Source organism: Micromonospora sp. NBRC 110038 (genome assembly GCF_020884815.1).
In the GTDB taxonomy this organism is placed as follows: domain Bacteria; phylum Actinomycetota; class Actinomycetes; order Mycobacteriales; family Micromonosporaceae; genus Micromonospora; species Micromonospora haikouensis.
The window spans coordinates 1-15,519 of the sequence record NZ_BBOL01000001.1; the positions used below are offsets into that span (position 1 = coordinate 1).

Sequence of the window (15,519 nt, forward strand, 5' to 3'; positions counted from 1 at the left end):
AACTCAAACTCAACGAGATCGGCCGGGTGCGGCTGCGCACGACGATCCCGCTGCTGGCGGACGAGTACCGCCGCAACCGCACCACCGGCGGTTTCGTGATCATCGACGAGGCCACCAACCGTACCGTCGGCGCGGGCATGATCGTCGAGGCCGCCTGACCTTCTGCGCCGCCATGCGAAACCCCTGCGGGCGTCCACCGGTGCGCGGTGGACGCCCAGCGTGGTTAACAGGGCCCCTCCTTACAGGCGGTGGGCGCCCGGGGCGGGGGTGGCCAGGTGGAAGCCGGGGGCGCGGAAGCCGCGCTCGGCGTACCGGGTCGTGACGGCGTCGGCCACCGCGTCGGCGCGGTCGGCGTCGACCAGGGCGAGGACGCAGCCGCCGAAGCCGCCGCCGGTCATCCGGGCCCCGTACGCCCCGGCGGCGAGGGCCGCCTCGACCGCCGTGTCGACCTCCGGCACGGTGATCTCGAAGTCGTCGCGCATCGACGCGTGGGAGGCGGTCAGCAGCGGCCCGATGTCGCGTACCCGGCCGGCGCGCAGCAGCGCCACGGCGTCGAGCACCCGCTGGTCCTCGGTGACGACGTGCCGGACGCGGCGTCGGGTCTCGTCGTCGTCGAGCCGGGCGAGGGCGTCGTCGAGGTCGGCGGCGGCCACGTCGCGCAGGGCGGGCACCCCGAGCAGCCCGGCGGCCTTCTCGCAGGCGGCGCGGCGGGAGGCGTACTCGCCGTCGGCGTGCCGGTGCGGGGCCCGGCTGTCGATCACCAGCACGGCCAGCCCGGCGGCGGCCAGGTCGAACGGGATGTGCTCGACGGCCTCGGTGCGGCAGTCGAGGAAGAGGGCGTGGCCGGCGCGGCAGCGGATCGCCGCGGACTGGTCCATGATCCCGGTGGGCGCGCCGACGTAGGCGTTCTCGGCCCGCTGGGCGAGCCGGGGCCGCCCCTCGGCCGGCAGGTCCAGCCCGCCGAGGTCGACGAGGGCGGCCAGCACGGCGGCCTCCAGCGCGGCCGACGACGACAGCCCGGAGCCGAGCGGCACGTCGGAGGCGATGGCCAGCCGCGCCCCGGGCACCCGGTGGCCGGCCTCGCGCAGCGCCCACACCACCCCGGCGACGTACGCGGCCCAGCCGGCGACCCGGCCGGGGGCGGCCACCTCGTCGGCGCCGAACCCGACCTGGTCGCCGGTGAGTTCCGACCAGACCGTCCAGCGGCCGCCGTCGTCGGGGGCGGCGCCGACGACGGTACGCAGCGGCAGCGCGAACGGCAGCACGAAGCCGTCGTTGTAGTCGGTGTGCTCGCCGATCAGGTTGACCCGCCCGGGTGCCGCCCAGCGGCCGGCGGCGGGTGCGCCGTAGCGCTGGCGGAAGCCGGCGGCGGCCCGGTCGGCGACGTCCCCGGCCGGCGCGGGAGAGACGACCTCACCGGCCGACGCGGGGGCGGCGGCGTCGGCCGGTGAGGACGAGGGGTGCGCGGGGTCGGTCACGGACGCTCCAGGATGTGGGTGCGGTAGAAGGCCCAGGCGTCGCCGACCATGTCGTGCAGGGTCGGCTTCTCGGGCGTCCAGCCCAGCTCCTCGCGGGCCAGGGCGGAGGAGGCGACCAGCTCGGCCGGGTCGCCCTCGCGGCGCGGGGCCACCTCGACCGGCAGCGGCCGGCCGGTGACCTCGCGGACCACGTCGACGACCTGCCGGTTGGTGAACCCGGCGCCGTTGCCCAGGTTGTAGACGCGGTGCCGGCCGGGCACGGCGGCGGTGAGCGCCAGCAGGTGGGCGCGGGCCAGGTCCTCGACGTGGATGTAGTCGCGCACGCAGGTGCCGTCGACGGTGGGGTAGTCGTCGCCGAAGAGTTGGAGCTTCTCCCGCCGGCCGGCGGCGACGTCGAGGGCGATCGGGATGAGGTGGGTCTCCGGGTCGTGCCGCTCGCCGATGGCGACGTCGCCGCGCAGGTACGCCCCGGCGACGTTGAAGTAGCGCAGGGACACGGCGGCCAGGTCGTGCCCGATCGCCTCGGAGGTGAGCGCCATGTCCACGGCCAGCTTGGTGGCCCCGTACGTGTTGGTGGGGGCCTTGACGGCGGTCTCCGGGATGGGCAGCTCGGTCGGGTTGCCGTAGACGGCGGCGGTGGAGGAGAAGACCATCCGGGGGACCCGGGCGGCCCGGACGGCGTCGATCAGGGCGAGCGAGCCGACGGTGTTGTTCTGCCAGTACAGCTCCGGGCGGACCATGGACTCGCCGGCGGCGATGAGGGCGGCGAAGTGCAGCACCCCGTCGAAGCCCGCCTCGGGGGTGAGCACCCGGGCCGCCTCGTGGATCGGCGCGTCGACCCAGGTGGCGTCCGGGGCGAGCGCCTCGCGGTGCCCGGTGCGCAGGTCGTCGAGGACGACCACCTCGTGGCCGGCGTCGAGCAGCATCCGGGTCACCACGCTGCCGATGTAGCCGGCGCCGCCGGTGACGAGCAGTTTCACGTCGGGGTCCTCCTGCCTGGCCGCGCCTCGCCGCGGCCGTTCGCGCTCACCCTACGGCGGCCGGCTGTGGCCGCGCTCCGCGTCGCCGCACCGCCATTCCATCACAATCTTTCATGACTGAACAGATACGCACACCGTCACTCCGGGTGGACGACCTGTGCCGAACCGTTGCGGGCCCTACGATGAGTTGTCATGCGGGAAGCGGGTGGTCCCGGGCTCCGCCGGCGGCCGGCGGGGCGGGTCCGACGCGAACCGGGCCCGCTGGCCCGTGCCGTCGCCCGGCTGGTGGTGCGGGCCGCCGACGGCGCGACCCGGCTGGTCACCGACCTGCTCGGGGCCAGCCCCGCCGCCGGCCGGGAGCGGATCAGCGAGGCCGAGCTGCGCGACCTGGTCGCCGCCAGCACCGTCCTCGACGCCGACGAGCGGCGGATCATCGACGAGGTGCTGGCCGCCGGGGCGAGCCTGGTCCGCGAGGTGATGATGCCCCGCACCGAGGTCGTGTTCCTGTCGGTCGGGATGACCGTCGCCGAGGCGGAGCGGCTGGTCCGGGCCGAGACGCACCGCCGGTACCCGGTCGTCGACGGCACCCAGGACGACGTGGTCGGCTTCGTGCACCTGCGCGACGTGCTGCTGCGCCCCGACCTCGACCCGGGCACCACCGTCGGAGAGCTGGCCCGGGAGGTCAAGCGGCTGCCCGGCAGCAAGCGGGTGCTGGCCGCGCTGACCGAGATGCGCCGCGAGGGCCACCACTTGGCGGTGGTGGTCGACGAGTACGGCGGCACCGCCGGCATCGTCACCTGCGAGGACCTGATCGAGGAGCTGGTCGGCGAGATCCACGACGAGCACGACGGCGACCCGGAGCCGGAGCCGACCGGCCTGCCCACCGTGGTCGACGGCCGGCTCAACCTCGCCGACTTCGCCGAGCGCACCGGCGTGCGGCTGGCCGCCGGCCCCTACGAGACGGCCGGCGGGTACGTGATGGCCGCGCTGGGCCGGCTGCCGGTGGTGGGGGACGAGGTGCCGGTGGCCCCGCCGGCGGCGGACGGCGGGGACCGGGACCCGGACGACCCGCCCGGCGGGTGGCTGCTGCGGGTGCTCGCGCTGGAGGGCCGGCGGGTGTCCCGGCTCGCGGTCTCCGTGGTGCGCCTGCCCGAGCCGCGGCGCGAGGTCACCGGCCCGCTGGCGGCGGCGGAGAGCCGACCCGCCGGCCCGTCATGACGTACGCCGGGGGTTGCTGACAGAATGCCGGCATGTCCGACGTACCCGCCCGCCCCCGCGTGTTCTCCGGCATCCAGCCGACGGCCGACTCGTTCCACCTCGGCAACTACCTGGGCGCGGTGCGGCACTGGGTGGCGTTGCAGGACACCCACGACGCGTTCTACTGCGTGGTCGACCTGCACGCCATCACGGCCGGGCACGACCCCAAGGTGCTGCGGCAGCGCACCCGGGTGGCCGCCGCGCAGCTCTTCGCCGTCGGCCTGGACCCGGAGCGCAGCACGCTGTTCGTCCAGTCGCAGGTGCCCGAGCACCCGCAGCTGGCCTGGGTGCTGGGCTGCATCACCGGCTTCGGCGAGGCCAGCCGGATGACCCAGTTCAAGGACAAGTCGCAGAAGCAGGGCAGCGACCGCTCCAGCGTCGGCCTGTTCACGTACCCGATCCTCCAGGCCGCCGACATCCTGCTCTACCAGGCGCACGCCGTCCCGGTGGGCGAGGACCAGCGGCAGCACCTGGAGCTGTCCCGCGACCTGGCGCAGCGGTTCAACTCGCAGTTCGGCAAGACGTTCGTCGTGCCCGCGCCGCACATCGTCAAGGACACCGCGAAGATCACCGACCTGCAGGACCCGACGGCCAAGATGTCGAAGTCGTCGTCCTCGCCGAGCGGCATCATCGACCTGTTGGAGGACCCGGCCCGCTCGGCCAAGAAGATCCGCTCCGCGGTCACCGACACCGGCCGGGAGATCGTCTTCGACAGCGAGACCAAGCCGGGCGTGTCCAACCTGCTCACCATCTACTCCGCGCTGACCGGCCGCAGCATCGACGACCTGGTCGCCGCGTACGCGGGCCGGGGCTACGGCGACCTGAAGAAGGACCTGGGCGAGGTGGTCCGGGAGTTCGTCACGCCGATCCAGGAGCGCACCCGGGCCTACCTCGACGACCCGGCGCAGCTCGACAAGCTGCTCGCGGCCGGCGCGGAGAAGGCCCGCGCGGTCGCCTCGGCGACGCTGCACGAGACGTACGAGCGGGTCGGGTTCCTCCCGCCGGTCCGCCTCGGCTGACCGCCCGGCGCGACGGGTACGGGTGGAGACGGGCGGGTCGGTGGCCGGAGGGGTGGCGCGGAGCGTGGATCGCAGGGACGGGATGCCGCAGGCCGGCGACACCATCCAGATCGGGATCGCGGTGGACATCCCGGAGCCGTGGGGCGGCATGCTCACCCGGCGGCGGGTCGAGGCCGGCGACCCCCTCGTGGTGCCCGCGCACGTGACGCTGCTCGGGCCCACCGAGATTCCGACGGCGGCGCTGCCGGCGGTCGAGCGGCACCTCGCCGGGGTGGCCGCCACGCACCTGCCGTTCACCCTGCACCTGCGGGGCACCGGCACGTTCCGCCCGGTGACGCAGGTGGTGTTCGTGGCGGTGGCCGCCGGGATCAGCGAGTGCGAGCTGCTCGCCGCCGCCATCAACTCGGCCCCCGAGCTGCACCGGGAGACCCGCTTCCCCTACCACCCGCACGTCACGGTGGCGCAGGACGTCGCGCCGGAGGCGCTGGACCGGGCGTACGAGGACCTGGCCGACTTCTCGGCGATGTTCGAGGTCGACTCGTTCACGCTCTTCTCGCACAGCGGTCAGACCCGGTGGCAGCCGCGCCGGGACTTCCTGCTGGGCGTGTCCTGAGCCGGCGACGCTCTCCCGTGCGGGCGGCGGATCGGCGAGGATGACGGCGTGGAGGTCTTCGGGCGGATCGAGGCCGGCATCGACCGGCGGGTGAGCGCGGCGCGCCGCCGGTCGCGGACCTTCGACCACCTGTGGCGGGCCGGCAACCTCTACGCGGAGGTGCTCGGCGGGCGGCTGGCGGCGGCGATCGCCTACTACGGCTTCTTCGCGGTCTTCGCGCTGGCCCTGGTCGCGTACTCGATCTTCGGGGCGATCCTGGAGGACAACGACGAGGTCAGCGACGCGGCGGCCGGCTTCCTCAAGGAGAACCTGCCCTTCCTCGACCCGGCGCAGATCGCCCAGAGCAGCAACACGGTCGGGGTGGTGGGCCTGGTCATCCTGGTCTTCACCGGGATCGGCTGGGTGGAGGCGATCCGCTCGTCGCAGCGGCTGATGTACGGGCTCAACCAGCAGCCCGGCAACCTGGTGGTGCGCCGGCTGGTCGACCTGGCTGTGCTGGTGGGGGTGTTCGTCCTGCTCGGCCTGTCGGTGGCCGCCGTGGACGCGCTGGAGTCGCTGCTGCGCTTCCTGCTGCGCAGCACGGGCTCGGTGGGGCTGACCGTGATCAGCGCCGTACTCAGCGTGCTGGTCAACGCGGTGCTGGCCGCCGCCCTGCTGGTGGCGGTGCCCCGGCTGCGGATGAGCCGCCGCCGGCTGCGCCCGGTGGTGTTCGCCGTGGCGGTGGGCATCACCCTGCTGAACACGGTCGGGCGGTTCTACGTGGTGCGCACCGAGCGGAACCCGGCGTACACGGTGGTGGCCGGCGCGGTCGGCCTGCTGCTCTATCTCTACCTGCTCAACCAGCTCGTCCTGTTCGGCGCGGCGCTGGCCGCGACCAGCCCGTACGGCCGGGTGGTGGACCTGGCCGAGGGGGCGGCGCCGGCCGACCTCGACGCCGGTGCCGACGTCGACACCGGTCCGGGCACGCCCGGCGGGGCGGGATGACCGGCGCAACCACCCGGCTAATTCGGGCAAATGCCTCACACGTGAATGTGAGGACCGGCCATGATGAGCGCGTGGGCGCACTCGTGACGTTGGACCTGCCGGACGACTCGCCGATGCTCGGCCTGCCGTGGATCATCACGTTCGGCCCGCTCGACGACGCCGACGAGTGGGAGCCGGTGGTCTGCGGCCCCTACGAGCGCCCGCACGCGCTGGCCCTCGCCGAGTCGGTGGTGGCCGAGGAGCAGCTCATGGCCGTGGTGGAGCCCCTGGTGCCCGCCCTGTCGCCCGACGAGATCCGTGGCGAGATCGCCGCCGCCCGCATCGCCGCCTCCGACGAGGCGGCCCGGATCGAGGCGTCCGACCTCTACGGCGACTTCGACGACGTCATCGACGACGAGCTGGAGGCCGCCGCCGAGGCGGCCGGGGAGCCGGCCGGGCCCCGCCCCGCGCCCGCCGAGGCCGAGCTGCGCGCCGGCTTCGCCCGCATCGCCAAGCTGCTCACCGAGAAGGGGAGCTGACCGTCGGCCTCGCCGTGCCGATCCGCCCGCTGAGCCGCTGATCGTCGGCCGCCGGATCCGGCGGCCCGCCGCTCAGTGCGTCCCGCCCAGGTTGAGCACGACCACCCCGGCGATGACGAGCGCCACGCCGACGACCTTCGTCACGCTGAGCGGCTCGCCGAGGAAGGCCGCCCCGACCGCGACGATCGCCGCCGTGCCCAGCCCGGACCACATCGCGTACGCCACGCCGACCGGGATCTCCCGCACCGCGAGCGAGAGCAGCCCGAACGCCGCCAGGTACGCCACCGCCAGCCCGAGCGTCGGCCACAGCCGGGTGAACCCGTGCGTCGCCTTGAGCAGGCTCGTCCCGACCACCTCGGACGCGATCGCGAGCACCAGGAACAGATACGCCATGCGGCGATTCTGCCCGCGCCGGTCGCGGGCGCGCCCCCGTTGGTCGGGGACGCGCCCGGGTGCCGGGTCAGCCCTGGTCGGGCAGCGCCGGGTAGTCGGTGTAGCCCTCGTGCCCGCCGCCGTACGCGGTCGTGTAGTCGGGGGTGTTGAACGGGCCGCCCCCGGCCAGCCGCCGGGGCAGGTCGGGGTTGGCGAGGAACAGCGCTCCGTACGAGACCAGGTCGGCGTCGCCGCGCTCGACCAGCTTCAGCGCCTCCGGCCCGGTCCAGGCCCCCGGGGTGTACGGGTTGAGCATCAGCGCCCCGGCCCACCGCTCGCGCAGCACGGGCGTGAACTCGGTGTCCGCCCCCTCGGCCACGTGCAGGTACGCCAGCCCGAGGGGGTTCAGCGCGTCGACCAGGGCCAGGTACGTCTCGCGGTGGTCGTCCTCGGCGATGTCGTTGTACGGGTTGGCCGGCGAGATCCGCAGCCCGACCCGGTCGGCGCCGATCGCCTCCGCCACGGCGGTGGCCACCTCGACGACGAGCCGGATGCGGCCGGTCGGGTCGCCGCCGTACTCGTCGTCGCGCCGGTTGGCGTTGGTGGAGAGGAACTGGTGCAGCAGGTAACCGTTCGCCCCGTGCAGCTCCACCCCGTCGAAGCCCGCGTCGACGGCGTTGCGGGCCGCCGCGACGAAGTCCGCGACGGTGGCCCGGACGCCCTCGGCGTCCAGCGGCTGCGGGGTCGGGAACTCCTGCGGGCCGGTGGGGGTGACGATCGTCCCGGCCGCCGGCACGGCGGACGCGCCGACCGGCGCGGAGCCGTGGGCGGTGTTGTCCGGGTGGGCGATCCGCCCGACGTGCATGAGCTGCGCGAAGATCACGCCGCCCCGCTCGTGCACCGCGTCGGTCACCCGCCGCCAGCCGGCGACCTGCTCGGCGGTGTGCAGGCCGGGGGTGTTCAGGTAGCCCTGGCCGACCGCCGAGGGTTGCACGCCCTCCGTGACGATCAGCCCGGCACTGGCGCGCTGGGCGTAGTAGGTGGCCATCAGCTCCGTGGGGACGGCCCCGGGCCCGTGCGCCCGGCTGCGCGTCATGGGCGCCATGACCACCCGGTTGCGGAGGGTGTGGCGGCCGACGGTGACGGCGTCGAATGCGGTGTCCATTGTCCCGGCTCCTGTCCCTGCGATTGGCGCTTCTGGATGCAGGAAGTCGCCCGGGGCCCCGAAACTTCCCGGGTGGACGGTGATCGGGGACACCCCGCGCGCCGTCCCGGACGGACGTCGGCGCCCCGTGGAGCGGAACTCCACGGGGCGCCGGCGCCACCTTCACCCCCCACCACAAGGGGTCGGCTGCCCGGCCGCCCGTCGGCGCGGGGCACGACGGACGACCAGGGGTCCACTGCGGGCTGTACCCGGCTCAGCGCCGTTCGAACCACGCGGCGGCGTCGACCGGCAGGACGTGCCCGGTGCCCTGCCCGGTCAGCTCCGCGCTGGCCACGACCGGCTGGCCGTACCCGTCGATCTGCACCGGCGCGTCGCTGAGGTTGACCACGCAGGTCAGCTCCGCGCCGCCGCCGGTGCGGCGGAACGCCAGCACGCCGGGGCCGGTCGTCTCCAGCCAGGTCACGCCGTCGGCGTCGCGGGCGAGCGCCGGGTGGGCGCGCCGGGCCCGCAGCGCCGCGCGGTAGAGCTCGAGGGTCGAGCCGGGCGTGCCGGCCTGGGCGGCGACCGAGAGGGCTGCCCAGGTGGCGGGGGCCGGCAGCCAGCTCAGCTCGCTGCCGGCCGGCCCGAAGCCGTACGGGGCCAGCTCGCCGCTCCACGGGATCGGCACCCGGCAGCCGTCCCTGCTCTCGCCGGTGCGCAGGAACGACGGGTCCTGGCGTAGCTCGTCGGGCAGGTCGAGCACCTCCGGCAGGCCCAGCTCCTCGCCCTGGTAGAGGTAGGCGCAGCCGGGCAGGGCCAGCATCAGCAGGCTGGCGGCGCGGGCCCGGCGCAGGCCGACCTCGCCGTCGCCGTAGCGGGTGACGTGCCGCTGCTTGTCGTGGTTGGACAGCACCCAGGTGGTCGGCGCGCCGACGATGGTCGCCTCGGCCAGCGCGGTGTCGATCACCTTGCGGAACGAGTCGGCCGACCAGGTGGCGTCGAGGAAGTCGAAGCTGAACGCCTGGTGCAGCTCGTCGGGCCCGATGTAGCGGGCGAGCCGCTGCGGCGTCTCGGCCCACGCCTCGGCCACGGCCATCCGGCCGCCGGGGTAGCTGTCCAGAATCGGCCGCCAGGCCCGGTAGATCTCGTGCACCTCGTCCTGGTCGAAGTACGGCAGCCGGCCCTTGCCGAGCAGCTCGGACTGGCGTCGGCCGCCGGTCATCGAGTTGAAGCCGACGTCGGGCAGCCCCTCGGCCTTGATCATGCCGTGGGCCACGTCGATGCGGAACCCGTCGACGCCCCGGTCGAGCCAGAAGCGCAGGACGTCTTCGAACTCGGCGCGCACCTCGGGGTGCCGCCAGTTGAGGTCGGGCTGGGCCGGGTCGAACAGGTGCAGGTACCACTGGCCGTCGGGCACCCGGGTCCAGGCCGGCCCGCCGAAGATGCTCTCCCAGTCGTTGGGCGGCAGCTCGCCGTGCTCGCCCCGGCCCTCGGCGAACAGGTAGCGGGCCCGCTCCGGGGAGCCGGGGGCGGCGGCGAGCGCGGCGACGAACCACGGGTGCGCGCTGGAGGTGTGGTTGGGCACGATGTCGACGATGATCCGCAGGCCGAGCGCGTGCGCGTCGGTGATCATGGCGTCGAAGTCGGCGAGGGTGCCGAACATCGGGTCGACGTCGCGGTAGTCGGCCACGTCGTAGCCGCCGTCGACCATCGGCGAGGTGTAGAAGGGGGTCAGCCAGAGCGCGTCGACCCCGAGGTCGCGCAGGTACGGCAGCCGCTCGCGGATGCCCTGGAGATCGCCGACGCCGTCGCCGTTGGAGTCGGCGAAGCTGCGGACGTAGACCTGGTAGACGACCGCGGAGCGCCACCAGTCGTCGTCGGAGGTCAGCGGCGTGGGGGTGCTGGCGGTCATGGGTGGCGATCCCCGTTCTGTGGCGCGGGACGGCGTGGGGTGCGTGGCACGGCGGTGTGCCACCGGGTGGTCAGAGCAGAATGCCGCCCCACGCCTGCAAGAGTCAAGCAGGCTTTGCGCAAGAAATGACGGCGGTCAGCCGGCGCTCCTCGCGAGAGCGGCGGCGGGCTGCCGGGCGGCCGGCTGCCGGACGACCGCCGTGGAGCCGCGCACCACCAGCTCGGGCCGGAACAGGTACTCCGAGTGCGGGGCGGCGTGCCCGTTGATCTCGTCGACCAGGGCCCGCACGGCGGCCACCGCCATGGCAGCCACCGGCTGGCGCATCGTCGTCAGCGGCGGGTCGGTGAAGGCCATCAGCGGCGAGTCGTCGTACCCCACCACGGACAGGTCGCCGGGGACGGACAGGCCGCGCTGCCGGGCGGCCCGGATCGCGCCGAGGGCCATCAGGTCGGAGCCGCACACCACGCCGGTCACCCCGCGCTCCAGCAGCCGCCCCGCGGCGGCCTCGCCGCCCTCCACGCCGAACAGGGTCAGCTCGGCCAGCTCGGCCAGCTCGGCCTCGGGCAGGCCCGCCAGGCGCCCCATGGCGGCCCGCCAGCCGGCCACCCGGCGCTGCACGGGGACGAACCGGTCCGGGCCGGTGATCAGCCCGATCCGCCGGTGCCCGAGAGCGACCAGGTGGGCGACGGCCAGCTCGGTCGCCTCCCGGTCGTCGCAGGAGACGAAGGGCGCGGCGATCCCGGGAACGTACCCGTTGATCATGACGACGGGCAGCGGCCGGGCGATCAGCGCGCGGTACCGGTCGTGGTTGGCGGCGGTGTCGGCGTGCAGCCCGGAGACGAAGACGATTCCGGAGACCTGGCGGTCGAGCAGCATCTCGACGTACTCGTCCTCGGTGACGCCGCCCGGGGTCTGGGTGCACAGCACCGGGGTGAAGCCGCTCTGCGCCAGGGTCGACTCGATCACCTGGGCGAACGCGGGGAAGATCGGGTTGTCCAGCTCCGGCACCACCAGGCCGACGAGGCCGGCGCTGCGCTTGCGCAGCCGGGCCGGGCGCTCGTAGCCGAGGACGTCGAGGGCGGTCAGGACGGCCTGCCGGGTCTCCGGGGCCACGCCGGGGCGGTCGTTGAGCACCCGCGACACCGTGGCCTCGCTGACTTCGGCCTGTTGGGCGATGTCGGACAGTCGAGCGCGCATGGCGGCACTTTAGCTCACGGGCAAGTTCTTGCGTACCTTTCTGCAAGCCCTTCCATCATCCGCAACATCTTGCTAACGTCCCGGCAACACGCGAGAGCAGCGGCGCAGCATCCCCGCGCCGGTAGGAAAGAACTTACAGAGGTTCCCACTGGCGGGCCGCCCTTCCCCCGGCGGATCGCCATGACGACAGGAGTACCGATGCGCATCCGTACCGCGGGTGTGGTCGCCGTCCTCGGCCTGGCGCTGGCCGCCTCCGGCTGCGGTGGCAGCGACGACGACAGCAGCGCGCCGGCCGCGAAGGAGTCCGCCGGCGCCACCGGCGGGAAGCTGGTGATCTGGGCCGACGACAAGCGGACCGCCGCCCTGAAGCCGTTCGCCGAGAAGTTCGGCCAGGAGAACGGCGTGACCGTCGAGGTCCAGGCCGTCTCGAAGGACCTGCAGACCAACTTCGTCACCGCCTCCCAGCAGGGCAGCGGCCCCGACGTCGTGGTCGGCGCGCACGACTGGATCGGCAACCTGGTCCAGAACGGCGCCATCGACCCGGTGCAGCTCGCCGCCGACCAGAAGAGCGGCTTCAACGAGACCGCCGTCAAGGCCGTCACCTTCAACGGCCAGCTCTACGGCGTGCCGTACGCCATGGAGAACCTGGCGCTGATCCGCAACACCGAGCTGGCCCCGGAGGCCCCGAAGACGATCGAGGACCTGGTCGCCGCCGGCAAGAAGCTCAAGGCCGACAAGAAGGCCAGCGAGATCCTCTGCCTCCAGTCCGGCCAGAACGGCGACGCCTACCACATCTACCCGCTGTACACCTCGGCCGGCGGCTACCTCTTCGGCACCGCCGCCAACGGCGACTACGACCCGAAGGACCTGGGCGTGGGCAAGCCGGAGTCGATCGCCGCGTTCCAGAAGATCGCGAAGCTCGGCGAGAAGGGCGAGGGCGCGCTCAAGCGCTCCATCACCCCCGAGAACTCGATCGCCACCTTCACCGGCAAGAAGTGCGCCTTCCTGGTCTCCGGGCCGTGGGCCATCGCCGACGCCAAGAAGGCCAACATCTCCTACGACATCTCCCCGGTCCCCGGCTTCGCCGGCGGCAAGGAGGCGCAGCCGTTCGTGGGCGTCCAGGCGTTCTACGTGGCCGCCAAGGGCAAGAACAAGGCCCTGGCCCAGGAGTTCGTGGCGAACTACACCACCAAGCCGGAACTGGCCGTGGCCCTGTACAACGCCGAGCCGCGCCCGCCGGCCCTGACCGCCGCGCTCGACCAGGTCAAGGGCAGCGACCCGGACCTGGCCAAGTTCACCGAGGCCGGCAAGAACGGCCAGGTGCTCCCTGCGATCCCGGCCATGGCCGCGATCTGGGACCCGTTCGGCAAGGCCGAGGCCGCGATCATCGGCGGCGCCGACCCGGCCAAGACGATCACCGCGGCCGGCAAGACGATCTCCGGCCAGATCAAGTAATGAGCACGAAGCTGTCCGGCCCGGGGTCCACGCGGACCTCGGGCCGGGGGCCCGTCGGCCCCGGGCTCCCGCGCACCGCCCGCACCGCGCGGCACCACGCGCCGGTCACCGCGACCGGCCTCGTCGTCAAGGTGATCCTGCTCGGCCTCGTGGCCGGGATCGCGCTCTGGGCGGCCTTCCCGCTCGTCGAGGCCGAGAAGTGGGTCGGGCTGGCCCTGCTCGCGGCCACCACCGCCGGCCTGTTCTACCTCTACCTCACCCCCCGGCACATCCCCGCCAAGTACCTGGTCCCCGGCACGCTCTTCCTGATCGCCTTCCAGGTCTTCCCGGTGCTCTACACCGCCAGCACCGCCTTCACGAACTTCGGCGACGGCCACCGGGGCAGCAAGGACGACGCCGTCGTCGCGATCCAGAGCTCCTCGGTGAAGCAGGTCCCCGGCTCCACCGAGTACGCCCTGTCGGTCGCCACCGCGGGCGACCCTGCCACCGGCGCGCTGGTCTTCCTGGTCACCGATCCGGCCACCGGCGCCGTCTCCGCCGGGGACGCCGACGGGCTGCGCCGGCTCGACGCCGCCGACGTCACCGTCGGCTCCGGCGGCAAGGTCACCGCCGCCGACGGCTACACCGTGCTCAACTTCGGCCAGGCCAGCGCCCGCAGCCAGGAGATCACCGACCTGGTGGTGCCCACCGCCGGGGGCGCGCTGCGCTCCTCCGGCCTGTCCCGCGCCTACGAGGGCCGGGCCATCCGGGCGTACGACGCCGGGTGCGACTGCGTCACCGACAGCGAGAGCGGCAAGCGGTGGACCGCCGACGAGGCGACCGGGTCGTTCGTCGCCGCCGACGGCGAGCGCCTCGCGCAGGGCTGGCAGGTCAACGTCGGGCTGGAGAACTTCTCCCGGGTCCTCACCGACCCGAACATCTCCGGGCCGTTCTTCGGCACCCTGCTGTGGAACTTCGCCTTCGCGATCGGCTCCACCGGGTTCACGTTCCTGCTTGGCATGGCCATCGCGCTGGCCCTGCACTCGCCCCGGATGCGCGGCACCAACCTCTACCGGGTGCTGCTGATCCTCCCGTACGCCATGCCGTCGTTCGCGATGCTGCTGGTCTGGCGGGACATGTTCAACACCGACTTCGGGCTGATCAACAACCTGTTCGGCCTCGGCGTCGACTGGTTCGGCCAGGACTGGTCGGCGCGGGCGGCGGTGCTGCTGGTGCAGCTCTGGCTGGGCTACCCGTACATGTTCCTGGTCGCCACCGGCGCGCTCCAGGCCATCCCCAAGGAGCTGACCGAGGCCACCTCCGTCGACGGCGCGTCGCCCTGGCAGTCGTTCCGCGCGGTCACCCTGCCGCTGCTGCTCGTCGCGCTGTCGCCGCTGCTGATCGCGTCGTTCGCGTACAACTTCAACAACATCAACGCGATCTGGCTGACCACCGAGGGCGGCCCGTTCCCGGCGGACAACCCGCGCAACGGGGCGACCGACCTGCTGATCACCTACACGTACCGGCTGGCCTTCGGCGCGCAGGGCGCGGAGTTCGGCATGGCGGCGGCGGTGTCGATCTTCATCTTCGCGATCGTGGCGACGGTGTCGGCGATCAGCTTCCGCAACACCCGCAAGCAGGAGGAGGTCTACTCGTGACCACCTACGCGCACACCCCCGCCGTCGACCGCACCGCCGCCGGCCGGCGGCGCAACCGCTGGCTGGCCCAGGTCGGCTGGCGGCACGTCGTCGGGGTGCTGGCCGTGGCGTTCAGCCTCTTCCCGATCCTGTTCGTGCTCTCGGCCGCGCTCAACCCGCTCGGCACCCTCTCGTCGACCTCCCTCGTGCCGACCGGCGGGGTGTCGGGCGAGAACTTCGCCAACCTGTTCGCCGACACGGCGTTCGGGCACTGGTTCGTCAACTCGCTGCTGATCGCCGGGCTGGCCAGCTTCGTGTCCATCTTCCTGTCCTCGCTGGCGGCGTACGCGTTCTCCCGGATGCGCTTCGCCGGCCGCCGGGTCGGGCTGCTCACCCTGCTGCTGATCCAGATGTTCCCGCAGTTCCTGGCGATCGTGGCGATCTTCCTGATCTTCACCACGGTCACCGACCTGTGGCCGGCGATCGGCTTCAACACCCCGTGGGGCCTGTTCCTGCTCTACATGGGCGGCGCGCTCGGCGTGAACACCTGGCTGATGAAGGGCTTCTTCGACACGCTGCCCCGGGAACTGGACGAGTCGGCCACGATGGACGGCGCGTCGCACGCCCAGGTCTTCTTCCGGATCATGCTGCCGCTGGTGGCGCCGATCCTGGCGGTGACCGCCCTGCTGTCCTTCATCGGCACGATCAACGAGTTCATGATCGCCAACGTGTTCCTGACCGACACCGAGTCGAAGACCCTCGCCGTCGGCATGTTCGGCCTGGTCGCCGGTGAGCGCAACAACAACTTCGGGATGTTCGCGGCGGGCACCCTGCTCACCGCCGTCCCCACCGTGCTGGTCTTCCAGCTCCTCCAGCGGTACATCGTCTCCGGCCTCACCGCCGGAGCGGTCAAGGGCTGAGCCTCCTCGGCTCACGCTGCGGCAAGGGCGTCGTGTCGACGTACACCGGAGCGG

At 73.2% G+C, this 15,519-nt stretch carries 14 protein-coding genes and 1 pseudogene; 9 read left to right on the forward strand and 6 right to left on the reverse strand.

The features are described from left to right. Nucleotides 1–158: pseudogene (locus LPU61_RS00005) on the forward strand (sulfate adenylyltransferase); the annotation flags it as partial. A gap of 81 nt (nt 159–239) precedes the next feature. On the opposite strand, the gene galK reads toward LPU61_RS00005, so the two are convergent. Together galK and galE are read right to left on the reverse strand one after the other, a co-directional pair. After that, nucleotides 240–1,478, reverse strand: coding sequence for a galactokinase (gene galK, locus LPU61_RS00010; protein WP_229403720.1), 1,239 nt, complete (start codon nt 1,476–1,478; stop codon nt 240–242). Next, the gene (gene galE / locus LPU61_RS00015; RefSeq protein ID WP_043961805.1) at nt 1,475–2,458 is read right to left on the reverse strand and encodes a UDP-glucose 4-epimerase GalE; all 984 of its coding nucleotides are present in this window, start codon (nt 2,456–2,458) and stop codon (nt 1,475–1,477) included. The genes galK and galE overlap by 4 nt, the downstream gene beginning before the upstream one ends. Before the next feature lie 192 nt (nt 2,459–2,650). Here galE and LPU61_RS00020 point away from each other — a divergent pair, with 192 nt between their 5' ends. The 5 genes from LPU61_RS00020 (at nt 2,651) to LPU61_RS00040 (ending at nt 6,849) form a co-directional block, all read left to right on the forward strand. Then, nucleotides 2,651–3,676, forward strand: a complete 1,026-nt coding sequence (locus tag LPU61_RS00020; protein ID WP_043961806.1) for a hemolysin family protein — start codon at nt 2,651–2,653, stop codon at nt 3,674–3,676. A gap of 32 nt (nt 3,677–3,708) precedes the next feature. Beyond that, nucleotides 3,709–4,734 carry a tryptophan--tRNA ligase gene (gene trpS, locus LPU61_RS00025; protein ID WP_091278959.1) on the forward strand — a complete coding sequence of 342 codons (1,026 nt, stop codon included), beginning with the start codon at nt 3,709–3,711 and terminating at the stop codon, nt 4,732–4,734. Between the two features lie 82 nt (nt 4,735–4,816). After that, nucleotides 4,817–5,347, forward strand: coding sequence for a 2'-5' RNA ligase family protein (locus tag LPU61_RS00030; RefSeq protein WP_043961808.1), 531 nt, complete (start codon nt 4,817–4,819; stop codon nt 5,345–5,347). A gap of 48 nt (nt 5,348–5,395) precedes the next feature. Next, complete coding sequence (locus tag LPU61_RS00035; RefSeq protein ID WP_229403721.1) at nt 5,396–6,331, forward strand: YhjD/YihY/BrkB family envelope integrity protein; 936 nt, start codon at nt 5,396–5,398, stop codon at nt 6,329–6,331. Nucleotides 6,332–6,402: 71 nt separating this feature from the next. Further along, nucleotides 6,403–6,849 (forward strand): hypothetical protein, encoded by a 447-nt coding sequence (locus LPU61_RS00040; RefSeq protein ID WP_043961810.1) that lies wholly within the window; start codon nt 6,403–6,405, stop codon nt 6,847–6,849. Nucleotides 6,850–6,921: 72 nt separating this feature from the next. Here LPU61_RS00040 and LPU61_RS00045 read toward each other — a convergent pair whose 3' ends face one another. The 4 genes from LPU61_RS00045 to LPU61_RS00060 all read right to left on the reverse strand — a co-directional run bounded on the left by LPU61_RS00045 (nt 6,922) and on the right by LPU61_RS00060 (nt 11,474). Beyond that, complete coding sequence (locus tag LPU61_RS00045) at nt 6,922–7,242, reverse strand: multidrug efflux SMR transporter (RefSeq protein WP_077936069.1); 321 nt, start codon at nt 7,240–7,242, stop codon at nt 6,922–6,924. Between the two features lie 67 nt (nt 7,243–7,309). Next, complete coding sequence (locus LPU61_RS00050; protein ID WP_229403722.1) at nt 7,310–8,386, reverse strand: alkene reductase; 1,077 nt, start codon at nt 8,384–8,386, stop codon at nt 7,310–7,312. A gap of 253 nt (nt 8,387–8,639) precedes the next feature. Then, nucleotides 8,640–10,277: a glycoside hydrolase family 13 protein gene (locus tag LPU61_RS00055; protein ID WP_229403723.1), complete on the reverse strand. Its 1,638-nt coding sequence runs from the start codon at nt 10,275–10,277 to the stop codon at nt 8,640–8,642. Between the two features lie 135 nt (nt 10,278–10,412). Further along, nucleotides 10,413–11,474, reverse strand: a complete 1,062-nt coding sequence (locus tag LPU61_RS00060; RefSeq protein WP_043961814.1) for a LacI family DNA-binding transcriptional regulator — start codon at nt 11,472–11,474, stop codon at nt 10,413–10,415. 198 nt (nt 11,475–11,672) lie between these two features. On the opposite strand from LPU61_RS00060, the gene LPU61_RS00065 reads away from it, so the two are divergent. Genes LPU61_RS00065 through LPU61_RS00075 form a run of 3 tightly spaced genes read left to right on the forward strand, consistent with a single transcriptional unit; the run spans nt 11,673 to nt 15,465 of the window. Then, the gene (locus LPU61_RS00065; RefSeq protein ID WP_043961815.1) at nt 11,673–12,929 is read left to right on the forward strand and encodes a maltose ABC transporter substrate-binding protein; all 1,257 of its coding nucleotides are present in this window, start codon (nt 11,673–11,675) and stop codon (nt 12,927–12,929) included. After that, complete coding sequence (locus LPU61_RS00070; RefSeq protein ID WP_229403724.1) at nt 12,929–14,566, forward strand: ABC transporter permease subunit; 1,638 nt, start codon at nt 12,929–12,931, stop codon at nt 14,564–14,566. The genes LPU61_RS00065 and LPU61_RS00070 overlap by 1 nt, the downstream gene beginning before the upstream one ends. Further along, nucleotides 14,563–15,465, forward strand: coding sequence for a sugar ABC transporter permease (locus LPU61_RS00075; protein WP_043961817.1), 903 nt, complete (start codon nt 14,563–14,565; stop codon nt 15,463–15,465). The genes LPU61_RS00070 and LPU61_RS00075 overlap by 4 nt, the downstream gene beginning before the upstream one ends. Nucleotides 15,466–15,519: the final 54 nt, after the last annotated feature.

Excerpts from the sequence above, each read along its gene's own strand:
- trpS (WP_091278959.1), top strand. The coding sequence starts at position 3,709 with ATGTCCGACGTACCCGCCCGCCCCCGCGTGTTCTCCGGCATCCAGCCG.
- LPU61_RS00070 (WP_229403724.1), top strand. The coding sequence starts at position 12,929 with ATGAGCACGAAGCTGTCCGGCCCGGGGTCCACGCGGACCTCGGGCCGG.
- LPU61_RS00060 (WP_043961814.1), bottom strand. The coding sequence starts at position 11,474 with ATGCGCGCTCGACTGTCCGACATCGCCCAACAGGCCGAAGTCAGCGAG.
- LPU61_RS00065 (WP_043961815.1), top strand. The coding sequence starts at position 11,673 with ATGCGCATCCGTACCGCGGGTGTGGTCGCCGTCCTCGGCCTGGCGCTG.
- LPU61_RS00050 (WP_229403722.1), bottom strand. The coding sequence starts at position 8,386 with ATGGACACCGCATTCGACGCCGTCACCGTCGGCCGCCACACCCTCCGC.
- LPU61_RS00030 (WP_043961808.1), top strand. The coding sequence starts at position 4,817 with ATGCCGCAGGCCGGCGACACCATCCAGATCGGGATCGCGGTGGACATC.
- LPU61_RS00055 (WP_229403723.1), bottom strand. The coding sequence starts at position 10,277 with ATGACCGCCAGCACCCCCACGCCGCTGACCTCCGACGACGACTGGTGG.
- LPU61_RS00045 (WP_077936069.1), bottom strand. The coding sequence starts at position 7,242 with ATGGCGTATCTGTTCCTGGTGCTCGCGATCGCGTCCGAGGTGGTCGGG.
- LPU61_RS00020 (WP_043961806.1), top strand. The coding sequence starts at position 2,651 with ATGCGGGAAGCGGGTGGTCCCGGGCTCCGCCGGCGGCCGGCGGGGCGG.